The following is a 17,486-nucleotide window of genomic DNA, read 5'->3' on the forward strand; positions in this document are numbered from 1 at the left end:
TATGGAGGTGAAATGTATGAAACAAATTGAATTTTTGTGGGAATTACAACAGCATGAACATAAATTTAACTCCATAAAGAAGAAATTGGAGGATTTAGCGAGAAAAGGCCATATTAATAATATAATAATTGAACTAAAGGGTATAGAATCAAGCTTAAAGGAAAAGAAAATTACCATATTTGAAAATGAAAAAAGAATTAATAAGAGCAATAATCAGTTAAAAGAGCTGACTTTTAATCAAGATGAAATTGAGAAAAATTTGTATAACGGAACTATTACCGATTTAAAGCAACTTCATTATATGGATATGGAAAGCAAAAGAATAAGGGAAGAAATTAATAAATTGGAAACGGATACTTTGGAAATGATGGAAGCCATCGAAGAATTTAAGCAAGATATAAAGAATATGGAGGACCAATATGCGTCAGTTAAAAAAGACTTTGAAGAAAAGGTTAAGGAATATAATGCTGCAACTGATCAACTAAGAAAAGAAGCTAAGGAAGAAATGGATATTATATATAACATAACATCAAAAATTGAAAAAAATATTTATGATCAATATGCTTTGATAAAGAAAAATAAAAAGTATGCAGTAGCAAAGGTTTCAAAAAATGAATGTAGCGGATGTCATATGATAATCCCCTTTTATATATTGGAAGAACTTAAAGGTGAAATAAACATAGTTTGCTGTGAAAATTGTGGGAGAATACTGTATTATAACGGAATTAACGAGGATATATAAAGAATAAAAAATAAAAATTTCCATATATTATATTTGCATTAAGCATGATTTTGTGCTATAGTGTTAATGCTAATAAATTAAATAATTTGAGTAAGTCAGATAGTCGCGTGTAATTTACATGAGGAAAGTCCGAGCTCCTTAGGGCAGGATGCTGGGCAATACCCAGTGGGGGTGACCCCAAGGAAAGTGCAACAGAAATATACCGCCAGAGCCCTTTTTCGGCAACCATACTGAATTTGTGGTGAGAGCAGTGAAATGTGAGACTGACTGGCAAGGATGGAAAGGCGAGTTAAAAGCTTCACCAGCAATTAGGCGACTAATTGGCTCTGTAAACCCCATCTGGAGCAAGACCAAGTTAAGGATAAATAGAGCAGTGGCCCGCTGCTTTCCTAATGGTAGGTCGCAAGAACCTATTGGCAACAATAGGTCATAGATAGATGGCTATCTAATACAGAACTCGGCTTACAGACTTACTCGAATTATAAAACACAACACAAGGGGACGGTTCTCTTGTGCTATTTTTTTGTTGTATAACACAAAGGGACTATTCTTTTTGTTTGATTCTAAGTATTTTTTTATGCTGCTCCATTGAAGTCCAAAGTGATTAGAGAGCTAAATAGACATGATAATTCCGGTACTGCTTATAATTCTCATCTATCTTAGCGTGCAATCATTTTCATATGGAATACGGAATAGATCATCTTTATTAAATATTGTCAAACCGTCTCTCTTATATAATGAATTGTATTTATATTCCCTTGCTGAATTTATTATATTCTTCATATATTCCAGTCTTCTTCCTATGAATCCATTAATTTATTTAAAACATATTATTCTATTAAAACTAATCCATAGCAGTTTTTTTCACCTTCTCTATCTTTTAAAACACCAATCGGAAAGCCGTTCATCTTTACGGTTTCATATACATCTATGCCACAGGATTCCATTGAAGGTCTTGCTTCTGAAGGATGCTTACATTTTTCCATATTACATTTTTCACATAGTTGACAAGGACCTGCGCCGAATCCCAAAGCCTTGTAATATCCCGACAAGAAAAATTTTTTTTCTAATTCCACTATAATTTTGGCTGTGGAAGAGAGGTCAGATTTACATTGAACGAGTATTGCCCAATCATAACAATCGACTATTTCTTGCATTTTCTTATAGGTTGGAGTATTTGGGGGACAACAGAGATTTGAATTGTAATTACTGCAGCCGTATTTACATTTCATTATGGTCCATGGAGCAGTTTTTATGGTATTTGTATTAATTACCTTTGCATCATAGGCCCCCAGTTCTTTTGCATCTTCAATATATCGAAATAAGTTTATTCCCATATAACATGCCTCCTAAAATAAAATAACTACTATCATATTAACATACTAATATTTAACCATGCAAGAAGGGTGTAAAGACAATCTATATTGATACATATCAGGAATTGTGTTATTATTTATATGCTAATAAACTGAAATCATAATAGACGTAAGGAGTTGTAATTATGTTGAATTTGTTTTCCAGAACGGAAATGCTTATAGGAACGGAAGGAATAAAAACACTTAAAAATAGTAAAGTAGCTGTGTTTGGTATAGGAGGAGTCGGTTCCTATACGGTGGAAGCTCTTGCACGATGCGGAGTTGGTAATTTAGTACTTATTGATGACGATGATATTTGTTTAACCAATATAAACAGGCAAATTCATGCAACTATAAAGACGGTAGGAAAAGCAAAAGTAGAAGTTATGAAGGAAAGGGTTCAGGATATAAACCCTAAAGCCAATGTTACGGTTTATAAGGAACTGTATAATAAAGATAGCAGTGAAAAACTTCTTAAAGAGGATTATTCCTATGTAGTAGATGCTGTAGATATGGTTTCGTCAAAATTGGATTTGATTGAAAACTGTAAAAAAAAGGGTATAAATATAATAAGCTGTATGGGAGTAGGAAACAAATTAAATCCTACAATGTTAGAGGTCAGTGATATTTATAGTACTTCGATATGTCCTTTGGCAAAAGTAATGAGGCGAGAACTTAGAAGAAGAAATATCGAAAGCTTAAAGGTGGTTTATTCTAAAGAAATTCCTTTAGTTCCCAGAAATGAGGGGGGAAATTGTAAAACGGAATGTATATGTCCCAATAAGAAAAGAACTTGTGCAGCAAGAAGACAAATTCCTGGGAGCATATCTTTTGTTCCGTCGGTAGCAGGACTGATTATTGCTTCCGAAGTGGTAAAAGATATTTTGGGAATAATAAAAGAAGATTAAACAAACTTTATATATAGTGGCAGGGGTGATTTTTTGAATAATAAGGATGAGAATAGAAAGAAATTTGTTTTTAAAGAAATTATAGAAGGTCCTAAGGGGAAACTTTTAAAAGGTTTATTTGCTGTGACAATATTGGTGGTATTGATATATGAACTTAAGGGAGAAATAAGAAAAATAAATTTTCTTCAAACTCTTAAAATATTAAGGAACCTTGATGATTCGGCGATAATATTAATTTTTTTGTCCGGTGTGGGAGCTATTTGTTTTACGACTTTATACGATTTTATGGTAAATAAATATTTTTCCTTAGGAATAAATTTTAAGAAGATGTTTGAAATAAGTTGGATTTCCAATTCAATAAATTTGTTCATAGGGATGGGCGGATTACCGGGAATGAGCGTAAGAAGCGTATTATATAAAAAAGAAGGTATAGAAACAAAGAAAATTATAAAGTCAAATGCTTATATCCTTATATCTAACATAACGGGACTTTCAGTGTTGATTCTTCCGGGAATTTTCAAAGTTTATGATTTTTCTCAATTTTTAGAGGGAAGAAAGTGGTATTTTTTAATTTTATTAGCCTTTGTAATGTACATACCTTTATATTTTTTTATCGATAAAATTCCTTTTTTAAAGAAAAAAATATTTGAAGATAACGAACCAGTTTCAAATAAATTTAAATTTCTTATGATATGTTCTTCCGTAGTAGATTGGATAGCAGCCACAGTTTTTTTCTGCGGAATTAATATGTATTTTTCAAGAAATATTTCTATGATGAAGATAGTTCCTTTGTATTTAATCGGAATAACCGTAGGACTTATCAGTTTCTTGCCAAGCGGAGTCGGAACATTTGATTTAACGGTACTTGCCGGATTAAAACAGATTGGAGCAAGTCCTGAAAATGCCTTGGCAGCAATATTATTATATAGACTATTTTATTATGTATTGCCCTGGGCTTTTTCCACTTTAGTATTTATAACAAGGATTGTTCCAAATAAAAGAAAGGATAAGAAGAATGGAACAAAAAAAATTGGAGGAGATCTTGGAGTAAAAGCTTTATCGGGTATGGTTATTTTTTCAGGTATGGTTTTGATATTATCTGCGGCAACTCCCGCAGTAATGACCCGATTTAAAATAGTCAGAAGTTTTCTGTCTATGCATGTTCTCAGATTTTCTAAAGAAACATCCGTAACCATCGGCATTATACTTTTAGTACTTTCCAGGGGAATAAAGGATAAAGTGAAAATTTCATATAATCTTACCCTTTCTTTTTTGATATTAGGAGCATTGATGACTTTCATAAAGGGGTTGGATTATGAAGAGGCTACAATATTGATTGTCATAACTGTAATGCTTTATTTGTCCAGAGATTGTTTTTACAGAGAAACTGCTCCGGTAAAATTTAAAGAAGTTCTTGGCTTATTTATCGGAACTGTGGTTGTGAGTTTTATATACGTATTTATAGCCTATTCTTTCCATAGACATCTTCCTTTTATTCATAGAGTATATAAATTCAGAATACTTTTTGAAACAGCAGTCATTCTTTCTGTAGCATGGGTTATATTGGGAATTTATTTACTGACCAGAGTTAAAAGAAGAAAGTTTTATTACCCTACAGAAGAAGACCTGGATAATTTAAAAGAATTTTTAAAAAATCATAAAGGAAATATAATGACTCATTTATTGTTTTTAAAGGATAAATATTTTTATTATACAACAGATAGGGAGATGCTTATACCATTTGCCGCGGCTAAAGATAAGCTGGTAGTGTTGGGAGAACCTATAGGTAATCAGGATAAACTGAAAGAATCCATAGTGGAATTCCGAAAATTTGCGGATACTTACAAATTAGTTCCTACTTTTTATGAAATATCCGATAGAAATTATTCCGTTTATCATGATTTAGGATATGAGTTTTTTAAACTTGGAGAAGAAGCGACTATCGATTTAATTAGCTTCAATCTCTCAGGAAAGAAGAAAAAGGATTTAAGAATTGCTAAAAATAAGGTGGAAAACGGAGAACTGGATTTTCAAGTGATCTATCCTCCATTTTCCCAGGACTTTGTTGAAGAACTAAAAGAAGTATCGGATGAATGGCTTGGCCGTAGAAAAGAGAGAGGGTTTTCTGTGGGATGGTTTGATGAAGAATATTTAAACCGTACTCCTATAAGTATTATAAAACGTGAGGGAAAGATTATAGCTTTTGCTAATATTATGCCTCTTTATGATGATGAGACTATATCCATTGATTTAATGAGATCTAAAAATGATATTCCCTCGGGAACCATGGATGCTTTATTTATATATCTTTTTCAATGGGCTAAAGATAATAATTATAAGAAGTTTAATTTGGGAATGGCTCCATTGTCCGGAGTAGGCACGAATGTATATTCCTTTAATGAGGAAAAACTGGTAGGGCTTCTTTATCAGCATGGAAAGAAATTTTATTCTTTTGAGGGATTAAGAAAATATAAAGAAAAATTTCAGCCAAATTGGGAAAATAGGTATTTAGCTTATCCTAAGGAATTAAATATTACAATATTTCTTCTTGAGCTTGTAAAGTTAACTTCATATGTAAATAAAAATAGAACCAAATAGATAATTTTGCATAATATATATTATGTATTTTTCTTGATATCTTTAAGATTTTGTAATATAATATTTTTAATAAACAAAAATTAAGGATGTGATGCTAATGCAAGGGAAAAGGAATTATCTTTGGATTTTAGTATTAATCGGTATGATTTCTATTTCCAGTTTGGCTGACACAGGGATTTTTGTAAAGGACTTTTTTACGAATGATAATAAAAATAATCCTTTATTTGCTGAGGCTGAAGAAGTAGAAATTAAAGAGGAAAATGAAAGTACATATATAATTGAAAAGAATTCTATAGGTTATGAAATTCCAAGAGAATATATCCTTAAGGTTCCTGTAAATAAAAATTACATAGTTATTGATAATAGTATAAATATAGTGGACAAACCTGACATTAACGGAAAAGTGTTAGTTTCTTTGAAAAAAGGAGATATTGCATATCTTGAAAGAATATCTGGAGATTTTGGATATTTCAGCCTTAATAGCGGTACAAAAGGATTTGCTTTATTAAAAGGGTTTGAATTGTATAATAATGAACAAAAAGCAGATGCCTTATTGGGGATTTCAAAGGTTTCAACAGTGCTAAAGAGCAATAACGTTTATTATGTTCTTGCAAAGGGCGAAGAAGTTTTACTAAGGAAAAACGGAGATAATAGTTTCGTTGTTGTTGATGAATATGGGAATGAATTTAAGGCTCCGGAAGGTTCCGTTGAAATTTCTCAAAAAGCAAATATTTCTTCCAGATCTATGATTTCAAGAAGGAGTTCAAGTTTAAGTAAAATCGTTTCCACTGCATATAGTTTGGTGGGCAGCCCTTATGCCTATTCAGGTACAGGTGAAAGAGGATATGATTGTTCGGGATTTACATATTCGGTATATAAGAAGAGTATAGGAATTGAACTGCCCAGGTCCTCAAGAGATCAGGTAAATATGGGATTATCTGTAAATAAAAGTGATTTGATTCCGGGGGATTTACTATTTTTTAATACTTCAGGAAGTGGTATATCTCATGTAGGATTGTATGTTGGTGACGGGAAGATGATCCATGCATCCAGTGGTGCAAAGAAGGTTCAAGTCACATCAATATCTGAAAGCTATTATGTCAAAAGATATATTTCTGCCAAAAGGATAATAACCAACTGATTTTAGTTATAGGTTATAAAAATTTTTTTAAATAGAGTCAATTATGACTCTATTTTTTATTTTTATACAAAATTAGTCTTTTTTCTTTGAAGGAAAAAAACTGTTTAATATAGAATAAACAAAAGAAAAATGAAAGTCTTGGGAGGGGAGATATTGTGCAGTTATTATTTGATTCCTTTAATGAATTTCTGATAATCAAATTTAAGGGAGAATTAGACCACCATAGCACGGAGGAAGCAAGAAAGATAATAGATGACCATTACTTTAAGGATAATAAAAAAAAGGTAATATTGGATTTAAGGGATGTGGTATTTATGGACAGTTCAGGAATAGGGCTGATAATGGGTAGATATAAATTATTTAAGGAAAGCGGAGGAGAAGTATTTATTGTCAGCTCTAATCCTTATCTGGACAGAATACTTCAGATGTCGGGGATCTTTAAGATAATGAAGATTTATTCGTCCATAGATAGTGCTATAGATAATAATTAGGGGAGTGAGAATATGGAAAGAAAAAACTTTATGAAATTAACTTTTCTTAGCAAATCTACTAATGAAGCTTTTGCGAGGGTATCCGTAGCTTCTTTTGTGGCTCAGTTGGATCCTACCCTTGAAGAGATTTCGGATATAAAAACGGCAGTATCGGAAGCTGTAACAAATGCCATAATACATGGATATGAGAACCAGGAAGGGATAGTTTCTATAGAGACCACTATAGAAGAAAATAAGATCGAAATAGTTGTTGAAGATTATGGGAAAGGAATTGAGGATGTAAAAAAAGCCATGGAACCTTTCTATACTTCAAAACCGGAGCTTGAAAGATCAGGCATGGGTTTTACGGTTATGGAAACATTTATGAATAGCCTGGAAGTATATAGTGAAACCGGAAAGGGTACAAAAGTAATCATGACTAAAGTGCTCAATAATTCTATTAATAAGGAGTAGATATTATGGAAAAGGGTAATAAAGGGAATACTTTGCTTAGTCATGAAGAATCTGTTAATCTTATTAAACTGGCTCAAGCAGGAGATGAAGAAGCAAAATCCATCCTTATAGATAAAAATATTGGGCTTGTAAAGAGTGTATTAAGGGGGTTTACCAATAGAGGATATGATACGGAAGATTTATTTCAAATAGGATGTATCGGACTTCTAAAGGCCGTGAATAAATTTGATTTGTCTTATGATGTGAAGTTTTCAACTTATGCCGTACCAATGATAATAGGAGAAATAAAAAGATTTTTAAGAGATGACGGAATTATAAAGGTCAGTAGATCTTTAAAACAGATTTCCATGAGAGCAAGAATAGCCCAGGAAAAATTATCTAAAGTTTTAGGAAGAGAACCTACAATTCAGGAAATAGCCTGTGAAATTTCTGTAGATAAGGAAGAAATAGTAGAAGCTTTGGATTCTACATATCAACCGGAATATCTCAGTGATGTTATACATGAAAAAGATGGCTCACCTTTGTATTTAATTGACAGAATAAGTGACGATTCTGATGATGAAAAGGAACTAATAGATAAAATAGTATTGAAAGAAGCTCTTAGAGAATTAAAACCAAGAGACAGACAAATAATAATATTAAGGTACTTTAAAGACAAAACTCAGGTAGAAGTAGCTGAAATTTTGGGGATTTCTCAGGTGCAAGTATCGAGGATCGAAAAGAAGATATTAAACAATATGAGAGAGATGTTGGCTAAGGCATAATTTTATGCCTTATTTTTTTTGAATTAAAAAACAAATAATGCAAATAATAAATATTGAAACGGAGTGATGAAAATAATGAAAATAATCTCAAAAAAATTCATATTTATCCTTTTGATAATAATTTTTTCCTTATCTATATTAGGAATTACAATGTATAAGGCAAAGGATTCGGATAAGGGAACTCCTAAAAAAGCTACTTTTGTTAAAAGTGAGGAATATATTTATGGATAAGGAACAGGCATTTATAAAGCTGGAATCAAAATGTACTGTCGATTTAAATACCCATGTTTATTTAAGAGATGTAGCAGAAGTATATTGTAAAAATGCCAGTATCCAAAAATATCTGGAAGGATTAAAAATTTATGATGGAAGAGACAGAGAGGTTTCTGATAGTGTTTCCGCAATTGATATAACTAAAAAGATTATGGAAGGGAAAGATAATATAGATGTAGTTATGTTAGGAGAACCGGATGTGCTGATTAAAATTATAAACAGCAAGACAAATGTCCTGTTAGATTATATAAAAGTCACCATGTTATGTATAATACTTTTTTTAGGAACTGCTTTTACTATAATTAATTTTCAAGAAGACGTTAACATGGATGAAACAATGGAGAAAATATATTATTTTTTAACGGGAAATCATAATGAAAGTCCTCTTATGCTGTTAATTCCCTATTCTTTAGGTACAGGATTAGGAATGGCGGTTTTTTTTAGCAGGATAATCAGCCACAGTAAGAGAAAAAAAGATGAACCGGGGGCCATGGAAGTGGAAATGCATCTGTATGAAAAAGATATAGATGACTATGTTTTAGAAGATATAAAAAATAAAAAGTAATTTAAACTGATGGGGGAATATCGATGCAACTATGCTTACTAATTGTTGTAGGAATTTCTTCAGGTATTGTAGTGGGAGGTGCTTTTGCTGCATTACTCTCTTTGCTTAAGATTATACCGAGGTTTTGCCAACTATCCGGAACGGAAAAACACATAAAATTATATCAATTTATTTTAAGCGTATCTACCGGAATATTTAGTTTTATGTATTTTTTGGAAATTGATTTTAAGTTACATAAATATTCTATTGTCTTTTTTAGTGCTGTATTTGGTATTATATTTGGAATTGTATTGGGAATATTTGTAGGGGCTTTAGCCTCTGCTCTTGCCGAAACATTAAATGTAATTCCTGTTGCAACAAGAAAACTCAGGGTAAAAAATTATATGTTCTATATAATTACCTCAATGGTACTTGGAAAAATATTTGGTTCTTTGATATACTGGTTATTTTTAATATAAAAGGAGAGGAGAATTTTAAAATGGATAAATTAAATAAAAAGGAATATAAAAAATATGTAAAGGAAAAAGTACCGAAACCTACATATGCCAGAAACATATTTTGGGCTTTTATAGTAGGCGGATTAATATGTACATTGGGCCAGGTAATTACAAATTGGTTTTCTCATATGGGTGCTAGTGAGAAAATTGCAGGTTCGGCTACTTCCATAACCCTTATATTTTTGGGAGCTCTTCTTACAGGAATAGGAGTTTATGATAAGATAAGCAAAAAAGCTGGAGCCGGCGCAGCCGTTCCTATTACTGGATTTGCTAATTCTATAGTTGCTCCTGCAATGGAATTTAGAAGGGAGGGTTTAATTTTTGGTGTAGCGGCCAAGATGTTTATTATAGCCGGACCGGTACTTGTATATGGAATAGGAACTTCCGTTGTAGTGGGATTAATATATTTATTACTTACAAAGGGGTTGTAGAAATGGAAAACAAAAGAATGGGGAAACGCACAATCAAACTTGTCAATTCTCCTTCAATTATTAACACTGCTACTATAGTAGGACCTAAAGAAGGAGATGGTCCTTTAAGAGAATATTTTGACATAATATTGGAGGATGATTTGTGGGAACAGGAGTCCTGGGAGAAATGTGAAAAGAAGATGCAAGAGGAAGCAATCAGACTTGTGTTAACTAAAGCAAATCTTACCGAAAATGAAATAGACTATCTTTTTTCCGGTGATCTGTTAAACCAAATCATCTCATCTGCTTATGCTGCCAGACAGATTTCCATACCGTTTTTCGGACTTTATGGTGCATGTTCGACTATGTCCGAATCTTTAAGTTTAGGAGCAATGTTAATAGACGGAGGCTTTGCAAACAATATTATATGTTCTACATCAAGCCATTTTAGTACAGCTGAGAGGCAATATAGATTTCCGCTGGAATATGGATCTCAGAGGCCTTTCTCATCTCAATGGACCGTAACCGGTTGTGGCGCCAGCCTTCTTTCTTCTTCAGGAGAGGGTCCTTATATTAATTATGTTACAACGGGGAAAGTCATAGATCCAGGGATTAATGATGTCAACAATATGGGGGCGGCAATGGCTCCGGCGGCAGTAGACACAATCATGCAACATTTTAAGGATACCGGTTTTAATCCTGATGATTATGATATGATTCTTACCGGAGACCTGGGAGCAGTGGGAAAGAGCGTTTTATTGGATATTATGGATAGCCAAGGCTATGATTTATCAAAGGTATATGATGATTGCGGAATGAAAATATTTGATAATTTAAGACAGGATGTTCATGCCGGAGCCAGTGGATGTGGATGTTCAGCTTCTGTATTTAACGGATATATATATAGTGAATTGAAATCAAGAAACATAGATAAATTACTTCTTGTATCCACAGGGGCTCTTCATTCATCTACCAGTACTCTTCAGGGTGAAACTATCCCGGGAATTGCTCATGCCGTATCTATAAGTAATTTTAAGAATTAGGAGGTTAAATCAAATGGAATATATAAGAGCTTTTATTGTGGGGGGGCTTATATGCGTCGTAGGTCAAATCATATTAGATACAACACGGCTTACAACGGGACATATTCTCGTCATGTTTGTTACGTCGGGGGTAATTTTAACTGCAGTGGGTTTATATGAACCCTTAATGAAGTTTGGAGGAGCCGGTGCTTCTGTTCCTATTACCGGATTCGGTTACTCTTTATGTAAAGGAGTGATGGAAGGAGTGGACAAAAAAGGTTTTATTGGAGCTTTTACAGGAGGAACAGAGGCTACGGCAGGAGGAATAGCAGCCTCTATAATATTTGGGTATATTATGTCTATAATATTTACTCCCAAAACGAAAAGCTAAGGAAAATTAATTTTCCTTAGCTTTTTTTCTTAAGGAGATACATTATTTTGATCGGTATTGCCGTTATTGTTCCCATTATTGCCGTTATTATCATCATCATCCCAATTATTGTTATCGCCATTTCCATTCCCGTTGTTGTTTTCATTATTGCCGTTATTGTTGTTCTCATTGTCGTTATCATTACCGTTATTATCATCATTTCCATTATCATTATTGTCGTTTCCGTTATTAAACCAATCATTCAACCAATCATTTACACTGTTTTCCTGATTATGGACATCACATACTTCCGTCGGGGCAGTATATTTATAATCATTAGGAAGAATTCCACCGTGTTCCGCAGGTTTATACGGAGGATTTCTTTTTATGAAAACTCTTTTTTCTACATTTCCGGGAGGACAATATTTGTTAGCAATTTTATTTGTTACGGTATCAATGTCTAACTCTACGTGGACATCGCACTGCTCGGTAGGCACAGTCCCCTTTACGAAAATTTCACTGCGGACGGTACTGCCTCTTGGATCCCGGGCACATAAACTTGTAGGCAATTTTCCCGATTGGGTACATATTTGAGCGGTCACTATGCTATCAGGTTTTTCAAAATTCTTTTTTTCCAAGCCTTCGTGAACATCGGTCATTATTTTTTGCCACAATGTTGCTGCCATGGAACTTCCCTTTGTTAAAGTTATTTGAGGAGAATCATTTCCGATCCACACCCCCGCCACATAGTAGGGAGTAAAACCTACAAACCAAATATCAGCTTGGTTTTGAGTAGTACCGGTTTTGCCGGCAGTAGGCATATTAGGAATTTGTGCCCTTCCGGCTATTCCGTTAGTAACAGTTGTCCTCAATATATCAGACATTACGAACGCTACACCTTCTGATACTACCTTATTTCTTTGAGGAGTATTTTCTATAAGCACATTGCCATCCTTATCCAATATTTTAGTAAAAGATAGGGGCTTTGTATAAGTACCTCCGTCTGCAATAGCTCCATAAGCCGCGGTTAGCTCCAAGGGAGTAAGACCTTTCGTCATTCCGCCCAGCCCTAATGCTGATAAATTTTCATCATTATTTTTTTTATTTTCAGCACTTGAAACGAAACTGTCATTTTTAGGATCATCCGGGTTTATAATCCCCAATTTCGTTAAATATTCCATTGAAGTTTTTATTCCTATATCAGACAGTGTTTTTACAGAGTTTACGTTAATAGATTGTTCTACGGAAGCTCTTAAGGTAGTTATTCCTTTATATCCCTTATAGGAATTTCTAGGCCAAATATTCCCGTTATGATCATAATATGGAACATCATCGATAGGAGTAGCCGCAGTATAACCGTTATCTAAAGCAGGAAGATACACTGCAATTGGCTTAATGGAAGAACCGGGCTGTCTTCTGGAAGAAGTAGCTCTGTTTAACAATTTTGCTCCTTCGATATCCCTTCCGCCAACTAAAGCCTTTATTTCTCCTGTCCTATAATCCAATATAACCGTTGCGGATTGAGGCTGTACAACTCCATCGCTGCTTCTGAAAAAGTATTTTGAATTTATTAGAAGGTTTCCTTTTTCATCAATGGAATAAAAATCTTTATTTTCATTTAAAAATTCCTTTGAAATCAGAAATTCTTTATTGTCACCTTTAGTGAGACTTTTTTCAGGTACAGATAAAGCCCCAACATTATGAGTCACGAGATTTTTCTTTTCATTAATATTGTAATAATCAGAGATGGTGATGCTATTGTTGTAAACGGAGAACTTTTTATTATTTATTTTTAACCCTGTATCTCCTAATTCAAAAGTTCCTTTTTCAACTATTAAATCATAATTTTTATTAAATAAATTTTCTTGTTTATAATATATGATGTTATTATTTTCGCCTAAAATGTTTTTATTTTTATCGAGTTTCCAATCAATAAGTATGGGTGCTTTAGCACTTTTTACATTGAAAAGTTCTTCAGTAAAATTCTTATATATTTCCTCTAATTTATGCTGCATGTCGACATCCATAGTTGAATATATTCGTAATCCTCCGGTAAATAACTCATTCTCGGCGTCTTCCTTTGAATACCCTAATTCATTTACTAATGCATCGATTACCTGGGATTTTACATAATCAGTAAAATATGAAGAGATGCCGGTGATTTTTTTTCTTCCTGGCTTGAGCTCGGTTTTTATGTCCTCCTTTAATGCCTCTTGATATTCTTCTTCACTTATATAGCCTAATTCTTTCATTTTCATGAGGACAATTTTTTGCCTTTCAACTGCGTCTTCGTTATATACGGCAATATATTTCTCGCCTAAAATATCCAATTCTCCAACTTCGTATTGAGTTGAGCTGTCGAAATTTTCCGGCTTTACTGTTTTGTATGGGGGATATTTATAAGGGCTTTTAACTACTCCCGCAATTAATGCACATTGGGCAAGTGTCAGGTCTTCCACATTTTTTGAAAAATATGTTTGGGCAGCCCCCTGAGCACCGTAAGCTCCTTGGCCTAAATATATTCTATTTAAATAAGCCTCCAAGATTTGATCTTTTGTCAGTACTTTCTCAATTTGTAATGCTAAATATGCCTCTTTTATTTTTCTGTCCCATTTAACGTCATTATTTAAGTATAGGTTTCTTGCTAACTGCTGAGTTATAGTACTTGCACCTCTTACGATTGCTCCGGCTCTAATGTTATCTATCGTTGACTTGACAATACCCTTTGGATCTATTCCTATATGTGATCGAAATCTTTCATCTTCGATGGCAATAAAAGCATTTTGTAAATTTTTTGGTATTTTATCTAAATCCACAACAGTTCTATATTCTTGAGTTTGAATTTTTTCAATCTCATTTCCTTCAGGATCTAAAATAAAAGATGTTTGACTTAAAATTGAATCGATATTTGTAGGATCGATCTTTGGTGCGTCTTTTGCTATTGCTATAACTATACCTCCTACTGCGCCTATGGCAGAAACTATAAGTAAAAATAAAATTAATAAAAATATCTTAAGTTTTTTTCCTTTCTTTTTCTTTTTTTGTGTTCTTTTATTTTCAGCCACGTAAATACCTCCTTAATACGAAAAGGCATATATAATTAGGTTAATTATATCATAGAAATTAATTGTTGTTAATAAATAGTTATATAATGAAAATTTAATAAATACAAATAAAGTCTGATATGTTATATGCATATATTTATAGTGTAGAGGGGGAAAATATGTTGAGATATAATCCTTATTTCAGGAAAAAGCAATGGATACTTTGGCTCATAATAATAATAGGAATAATATTATATATTTTTAATTTCATTGATAAGAACATAAGACCTACGGTTCTTACGCTTTCGGAGATAAAAGCCCGGGCTATAACTACCGAAACTATAAATAAATCCGTTAAGAAAAAAATAGGTAAGGATATTAATTATAACGACCTAATATTTGTAAGGTATGGTACAGACGGAAAAGTTGCATTAATGCAGGCAAATACCATATTGATGAATAATATTGCGGCCGAAGTGGCTCTGGAAGTACAAAAAGAACTTACCGATATATCTGCTTCAAAGATAGAGGTACCATTAAAAAATGTTTTTGATACTCAAATTTTGAGGCTTCCAAGCATTAAGTTAACGATTGTACCTCAGGGGGCTGTTTCTGTGGATTTTGCCACGGAATTTAAGCAATCCGGGATAAACCAGACAAGACATAGAATTTATTTAGTTATAAATACGAGTATACGCATGATAGTACCGCTAATTTCCGATGACATTGAAATCACGACAAATATTCCTATAGCGGAAACCATAATAGTAGGAGATGTACCGGAACAGTATATAGAATTACCAAAAGAGGAAGATGCAATAGAAATAGTTGATTAGATAACTATTAAAAAACATGATATAATTAGTAAGAATACTTTTTGAAGAATGAAGGTGATAATTTTGGATATAGAAAATATTTACGAGAAGGAAAGAGTACTTATTGCAGGTATATATTTTGACAAGGAAGAAATTGGCATTAATAACTCTATGGATGAATTACAAGAATTAGTTGAAGAAGCAGGAGGAGAAGTAGTTTTAAGAGTTATTCAAAAAAAGGATCACATTGATTCGGCTTTTTTTGTTGGAAGAGGAAAAGTAGAAGAAATCAGAAATTATTGTGAGGATTTAAAAATAGATACTGTGGCTTTCAATGATGAACTTTCCGGTGCTCAAATAAAGAATTTGGAAGATGCCATCGACAGAAAAGTCATTGATAGAACAAATTTAATATTGGATATATTTGCCAGAAGGGCTGCAACTAAAGAGGGGAAACTTCAAGTTAAACTTGCCCAACTCCAATATATGCTGCCGAGACTTATAGGAATGAGAGATTATCTTTCCAGAGAAGGCGGAGGAATCGGGACAAGAGGCCCTGGAGAACAAAAACTTGAAACTGATAGAAGGCATGTTTTAAGGGAAATTACAAATATTGAAAAGCAATTGAAGAGTATTGAGAAAATAAGAGAAGTAAAAAGGAAAAAGAGACTTGCTTCTAATCTTCCTATAGTAGCTTTGGTGGGATATACAAATGCGGGAAAATCTACTTTACTTAATAAAATATTGGAGATAAGCGGTGAAAGTTCAGTTAAAGATGTATTTGCTTATGATATGTTGTTTGCCACTTTGGATGTTTCATATAGAAGAGCTAAATTGCCTAAAGGTCAATATTTTCTTATAACGGACACTGTTGGGTTTATAAATAAACTTCCGGTGAAATTGGTCGAAGCGTTTAAGGGGACCCTTGAAGAAATAAAATATGCGGATTTACTTCTTCATGTTGTAGATGTTTCGAATAGGGATGTAGACATTCAGATAAAAACCACTTATAATATACTTAAAGAGATGGGAGTAATTGATAAACCTATAATAACCGTATTGAACAAGATAGATAAGGTCGATATATATAATACTTATTACGATCAGAATATTGTTAAGGAAAAAGTATTTATCTCTGCAGAAAAGAAAATAAATTTAGGTATTCTTATGGACACTATAGAGAAGATGATTCCGCAAAAGTTTTTTTATGTTGCTTTGAAAATTCCTTATGACAAACAAAATCTATTATCCAATATATGTGAAAACTACAATACTGAAAATTTGAAATACGAAGAAGATGGAGTTTACTTAAATGTATCCCTAAATTCAATAGATTTTGAAAGGTATAAGGAATATATTCTGTTTTAAATAAATAGAATGAATTATTCATTCTATTTATTTAAAATATTAATTCATAATTATTATTGATATTTGGATTATTATTGGGTATTAATAATAATAAAGAAGGAATAAAAAAAGTGGAGGTGTTTTATTATGATAGTGAGAAACTGTGCAGGAGGAGTGGTTTTTCATGGACATAAGGTATTTATCCTCAAGAATGACAAAGATGAATGGGTACTTCCAAAAGGTAAAATTCGTAATGGTTTTCTTCCTACGGAAACTGCATTGGAACGTGTGGAATGTGAAAGCGGTATCGTTGATGCCGAGATTATTTCCACTGCAGGGGAAACCAATTACGAATTTTTTTCTTATTCGAGGCAACAACCGGTGTTTAATGTGATAATATGGTATATTATGGAGTGTAATGATGAGAAATTTATGATTAATAAAGAAGAGGGATTTACGGGAGGTGGATTTTTTGACATAGATGAAGCCGTTGAAAAAATTACCTATAGTCAGGATAAATCTTTGGTTAGACTGTCTTATAAAAAATATCTGAAATTAAAAGAATTCCCAATAGGCGATATAGAAAAAGAAGAGGTGCTTGTTTAGAATAGACATGGATATGAAAATTTATTAAAAAGGAAAAATCAATAAATAATTTCTGTTTAAAATATTTTATTGGCTTTTCCTTTTG

General features: G+C 32.8%; 17 protein-coding genes and 1 other RNA gene. 16 read left to right on the plus strand and 2 right to left on the minus strand.

Annotation, left to right across the window (positions count from 1 at the left end; translation table 11 throughout):
* The first annotated feature begins 16 nt into the window (after positions 1-16).
* Together PP176A_RS03265 and rnpB are read left to right on the plus strand one after the other, a co-directional pair.
* Complete coding sequence (locus tag PP176A_RS03265) at positions 17-742, plus strand: zinc ribbon domain-containing protein (RefSeq protein ID WP_071139026.1); 726 nt, start codon at positions 17-19, stop codon at positions 740-742.
* An 87-nt stretch (positions 743-829) separates the two neighbouring features.
* Positions 830-1,223, plus strand: an RNA gene (rnpB, locus tag PP176A_RS03270) — RNase P RNA component class A.
* A 349-nt stretch (positions 1,224-1,572) separates the two neighbouring features.
* Here rnpB and PP176A_RS03275 read toward each other — a convergent pair.
* Positions 1,573-2,079 (minus strand): DUF2284 domain-containing protein, encoded by a 507-nt coding sequence (locus PP176A_RS03275; protein ID WP_071139027.1) that lies wholly within the window; start codon positions 2,077-2,079, stop codon positions 1,573-1,575.
* Between the two features lie 164 nt (positions 2,080-2,243).
* Between PP176A_RS03275 and PP176A_RS03280 the strand changes: the two genes are divergently transcribed.
* The 11 genes from PP176A_RS03280 to spoVAE all read left to right on the plus strand — a co-directional run bounded on the left by PP176A_RS03280 (position 2,244) and on the right by spoVAE (position 11,610).
* Complete coding sequence (locus PP176A_RS03280; protein ID WP_071139028.1) at positions 2,244-3,005, plus strand: tRNA threonylcarbamoyladenosine dehydratase; 762 nt, start codon at positions 2,244-2,246, stop codon at positions 3,003-3,005.
* Between the two features lie 33 nt (positions 3,006-3,038).
* On the plus strand, positions 3,039-5,603 hold the full coding sequence (mprF, locus tag PP176A_RS03285; RefSeq protein ID WP_083381756.1) for a bifunctional lysylphosphatidylglycerol flippase/synthetase MprF: 2,565 nt from the start codon (positions 3,039-3,041) through the stop codon (positions 5,601-5,603).
* A gap of 97 nt (positions 5,604-5,700) precedes the next feature.
* Positions 5,701-6,744 carry a C40 family peptidase gene (locus tag PP176A_RS16010; protein WP_159429026.1) on the plus strand — a complete coding sequence of 348 codons (1,044 nt, stop codon included), beginning with the start codon at positions 5,701-5,703 and terminating at the stop codon, positions 6,742-6,744.
* Between the two features lie 155 nt (positions 6,745-6,899).
* A complete protein-coding gene (spoIIAA, locus tag PP176A_RS03295; RefSeq protein ID WP_071139029.1) occupies positions 6,900-7,235 on the plus strand; it encodes an anti-sigma F factor antagonist in 336 nt (111 codons plus the stop codon).
* A gap of 12 nt (positions 7,236-7,247) precedes the next feature.
* The gene (gene spoIIAB / locus PP176A_RS03300; protein WP_071139030.1) at positions 7,248-7,688 is read left to right on the plus strand and encodes an anti-sigma F factor; all 441 of its coding nucleotides are present in this window, start codon (positions 7,248-7,250) and stop codon (positions 7,686-7,688) included.
* A 5-nt stretch (positions 7,689-7,693) separates the two neighbouring features.
* Positions 7,694-8,452, plus strand: coding sequence for an RNA polymerase sporulation sigma factor SigF (gene sigF, locus PP176A_RS03305; protein WP_071139031.1), 759 nt, complete (start codon positions 7,694-7,696; stop codon positions 8,450-8,452).
* 223 nt (positions 8,453-8,675) lie between these two features.
* A complete protein-coding gene (locus PP176A_RS03310) occupies positions 8,676-9,290 on the plus strand; it encodes a stage V sporulation protein AA (RefSeq protein WP_071139032.1) in 615 nt (204 codons plus the stop codon).
* Positions 9,291-9,313: 23 nt separating this feature from the next.
* Positions 9,314-9,748, plus strand: a complete 435-nt coding sequence (locus PP176A_RS03315; protein ID WP_071139033.1) for a stage V sporulation protein AB — start codon at positions 9,314-9,316, stop codon at positions 9,746-9,748.
* A gap of 20 nt (positions 9,749-9,768) precedes the next feature.
* The gene (gene spoVAC, locus PP176A_RS03320; RefSeq protein ID WP_071139034.1) at positions 9,769-10,218 is read left to right on the plus strand and encodes a stage V sporulation protein AC; all 450 of its coding nucleotides are present in this window, start codon (positions 9,769-9,771) and stop codon (positions 10,216-10,218) included.
* Between the two features lie 2 nt (positions 10,219-10,220).
* A complete protein-coding gene (spoVAD, locus tag PP176A_RS03325) occupies positions 10,221-11,240 on the plus strand; it encodes a stage V sporulation protein AD (protein WP_071139035.1) in 1,020 nt (339 codons plus the stop codon).
* A gap of 13 nt (positions 11,241-11,253) precedes the next feature.
* Entirely contained in the window at positions 11,254-11,610 is a 357-nt protein-coding gene (spoVAE, locus tag PP176A_RS03330) for a stage V sporulation protein AE (protein WP_071139036.1), read from the plus strand.
* A 29-nt stretch (positions 11,611-11,639) separates the two neighbouring features.
* On the opposite strand, the gene PP176A_RS03335 is transcribed toward spoVAE, so the two are convergent.
* Positions 11,640-14,654, minus strand: a complete 3,015-nt coding sequence (locus PP176A_RS03335; RefSeq protein WP_071139037.1) for a penicillin-binding protein 1A — start codon at positions 14,652-14,654, stop codon at positions 11,640-11,642.
* A gap of 158 nt (positions 14,655-14,812) precedes the next feature.
* Between PP176A_RS03335 and yunB the strand changes: the two genes are divergently transcribed.
* The 3 genes from yunB to PP176A_RS03350 all read left to right on the plus strand — a co-directional run bounded on the left by yunB (position 14,813) and on the right by PP176A_RS03350 (position 17,401).
* On the plus strand, positions 14,813-15,469 hold the full coding sequence (yunB, locus tag PP176A_RS03340; RefSeq protein WP_071139038.1) for a sporulation protein YunB: 657 nt from the start codon (positions 14,813-14,815) through the stop codon (positions 15,467-15,469).
* 54 nt (positions 15,470-15,523) lie between these two features.
* Positions 15,524-16,816 (plus strand): GTPase HflX, encoded by a 1,293-nt coding sequence (gene hflX / locus PP176A_RS03345; protein ID WP_306341339.1) that lies wholly within the window; start codon positions 15,524-15,526, stop codon positions 16,814-16,816.
* Positions 16,817-16,942: 126 nt separating this feature from the next.
* Positions 16,943-17,401 carry an NUDIX hydrolase gene (locus PP176A_RS03350; RefSeq protein ID WP_071139040.1) on the plus strand — a complete coding sequence of 153 codons (459 nt, stop codon included), beginning with the start codon at positions 16,943-16,945 and terminating at the stop codon, positions 17,399-17,401.
* Positions 17,402-17,486 lie beyond the last annotated feature (85 nt).

The organism is Sporanaerobacter sp. PP17-6a (assembly GCF_900095615.1).
In the GTDB taxonomy this organism is placed as follows: domain Bacteria; phylum Bacillota; class Clostridia; order Tissierellales; family Acidilutibacteraceae; genus Acidilutibacter; species Acidilutibacter cellobiosedens.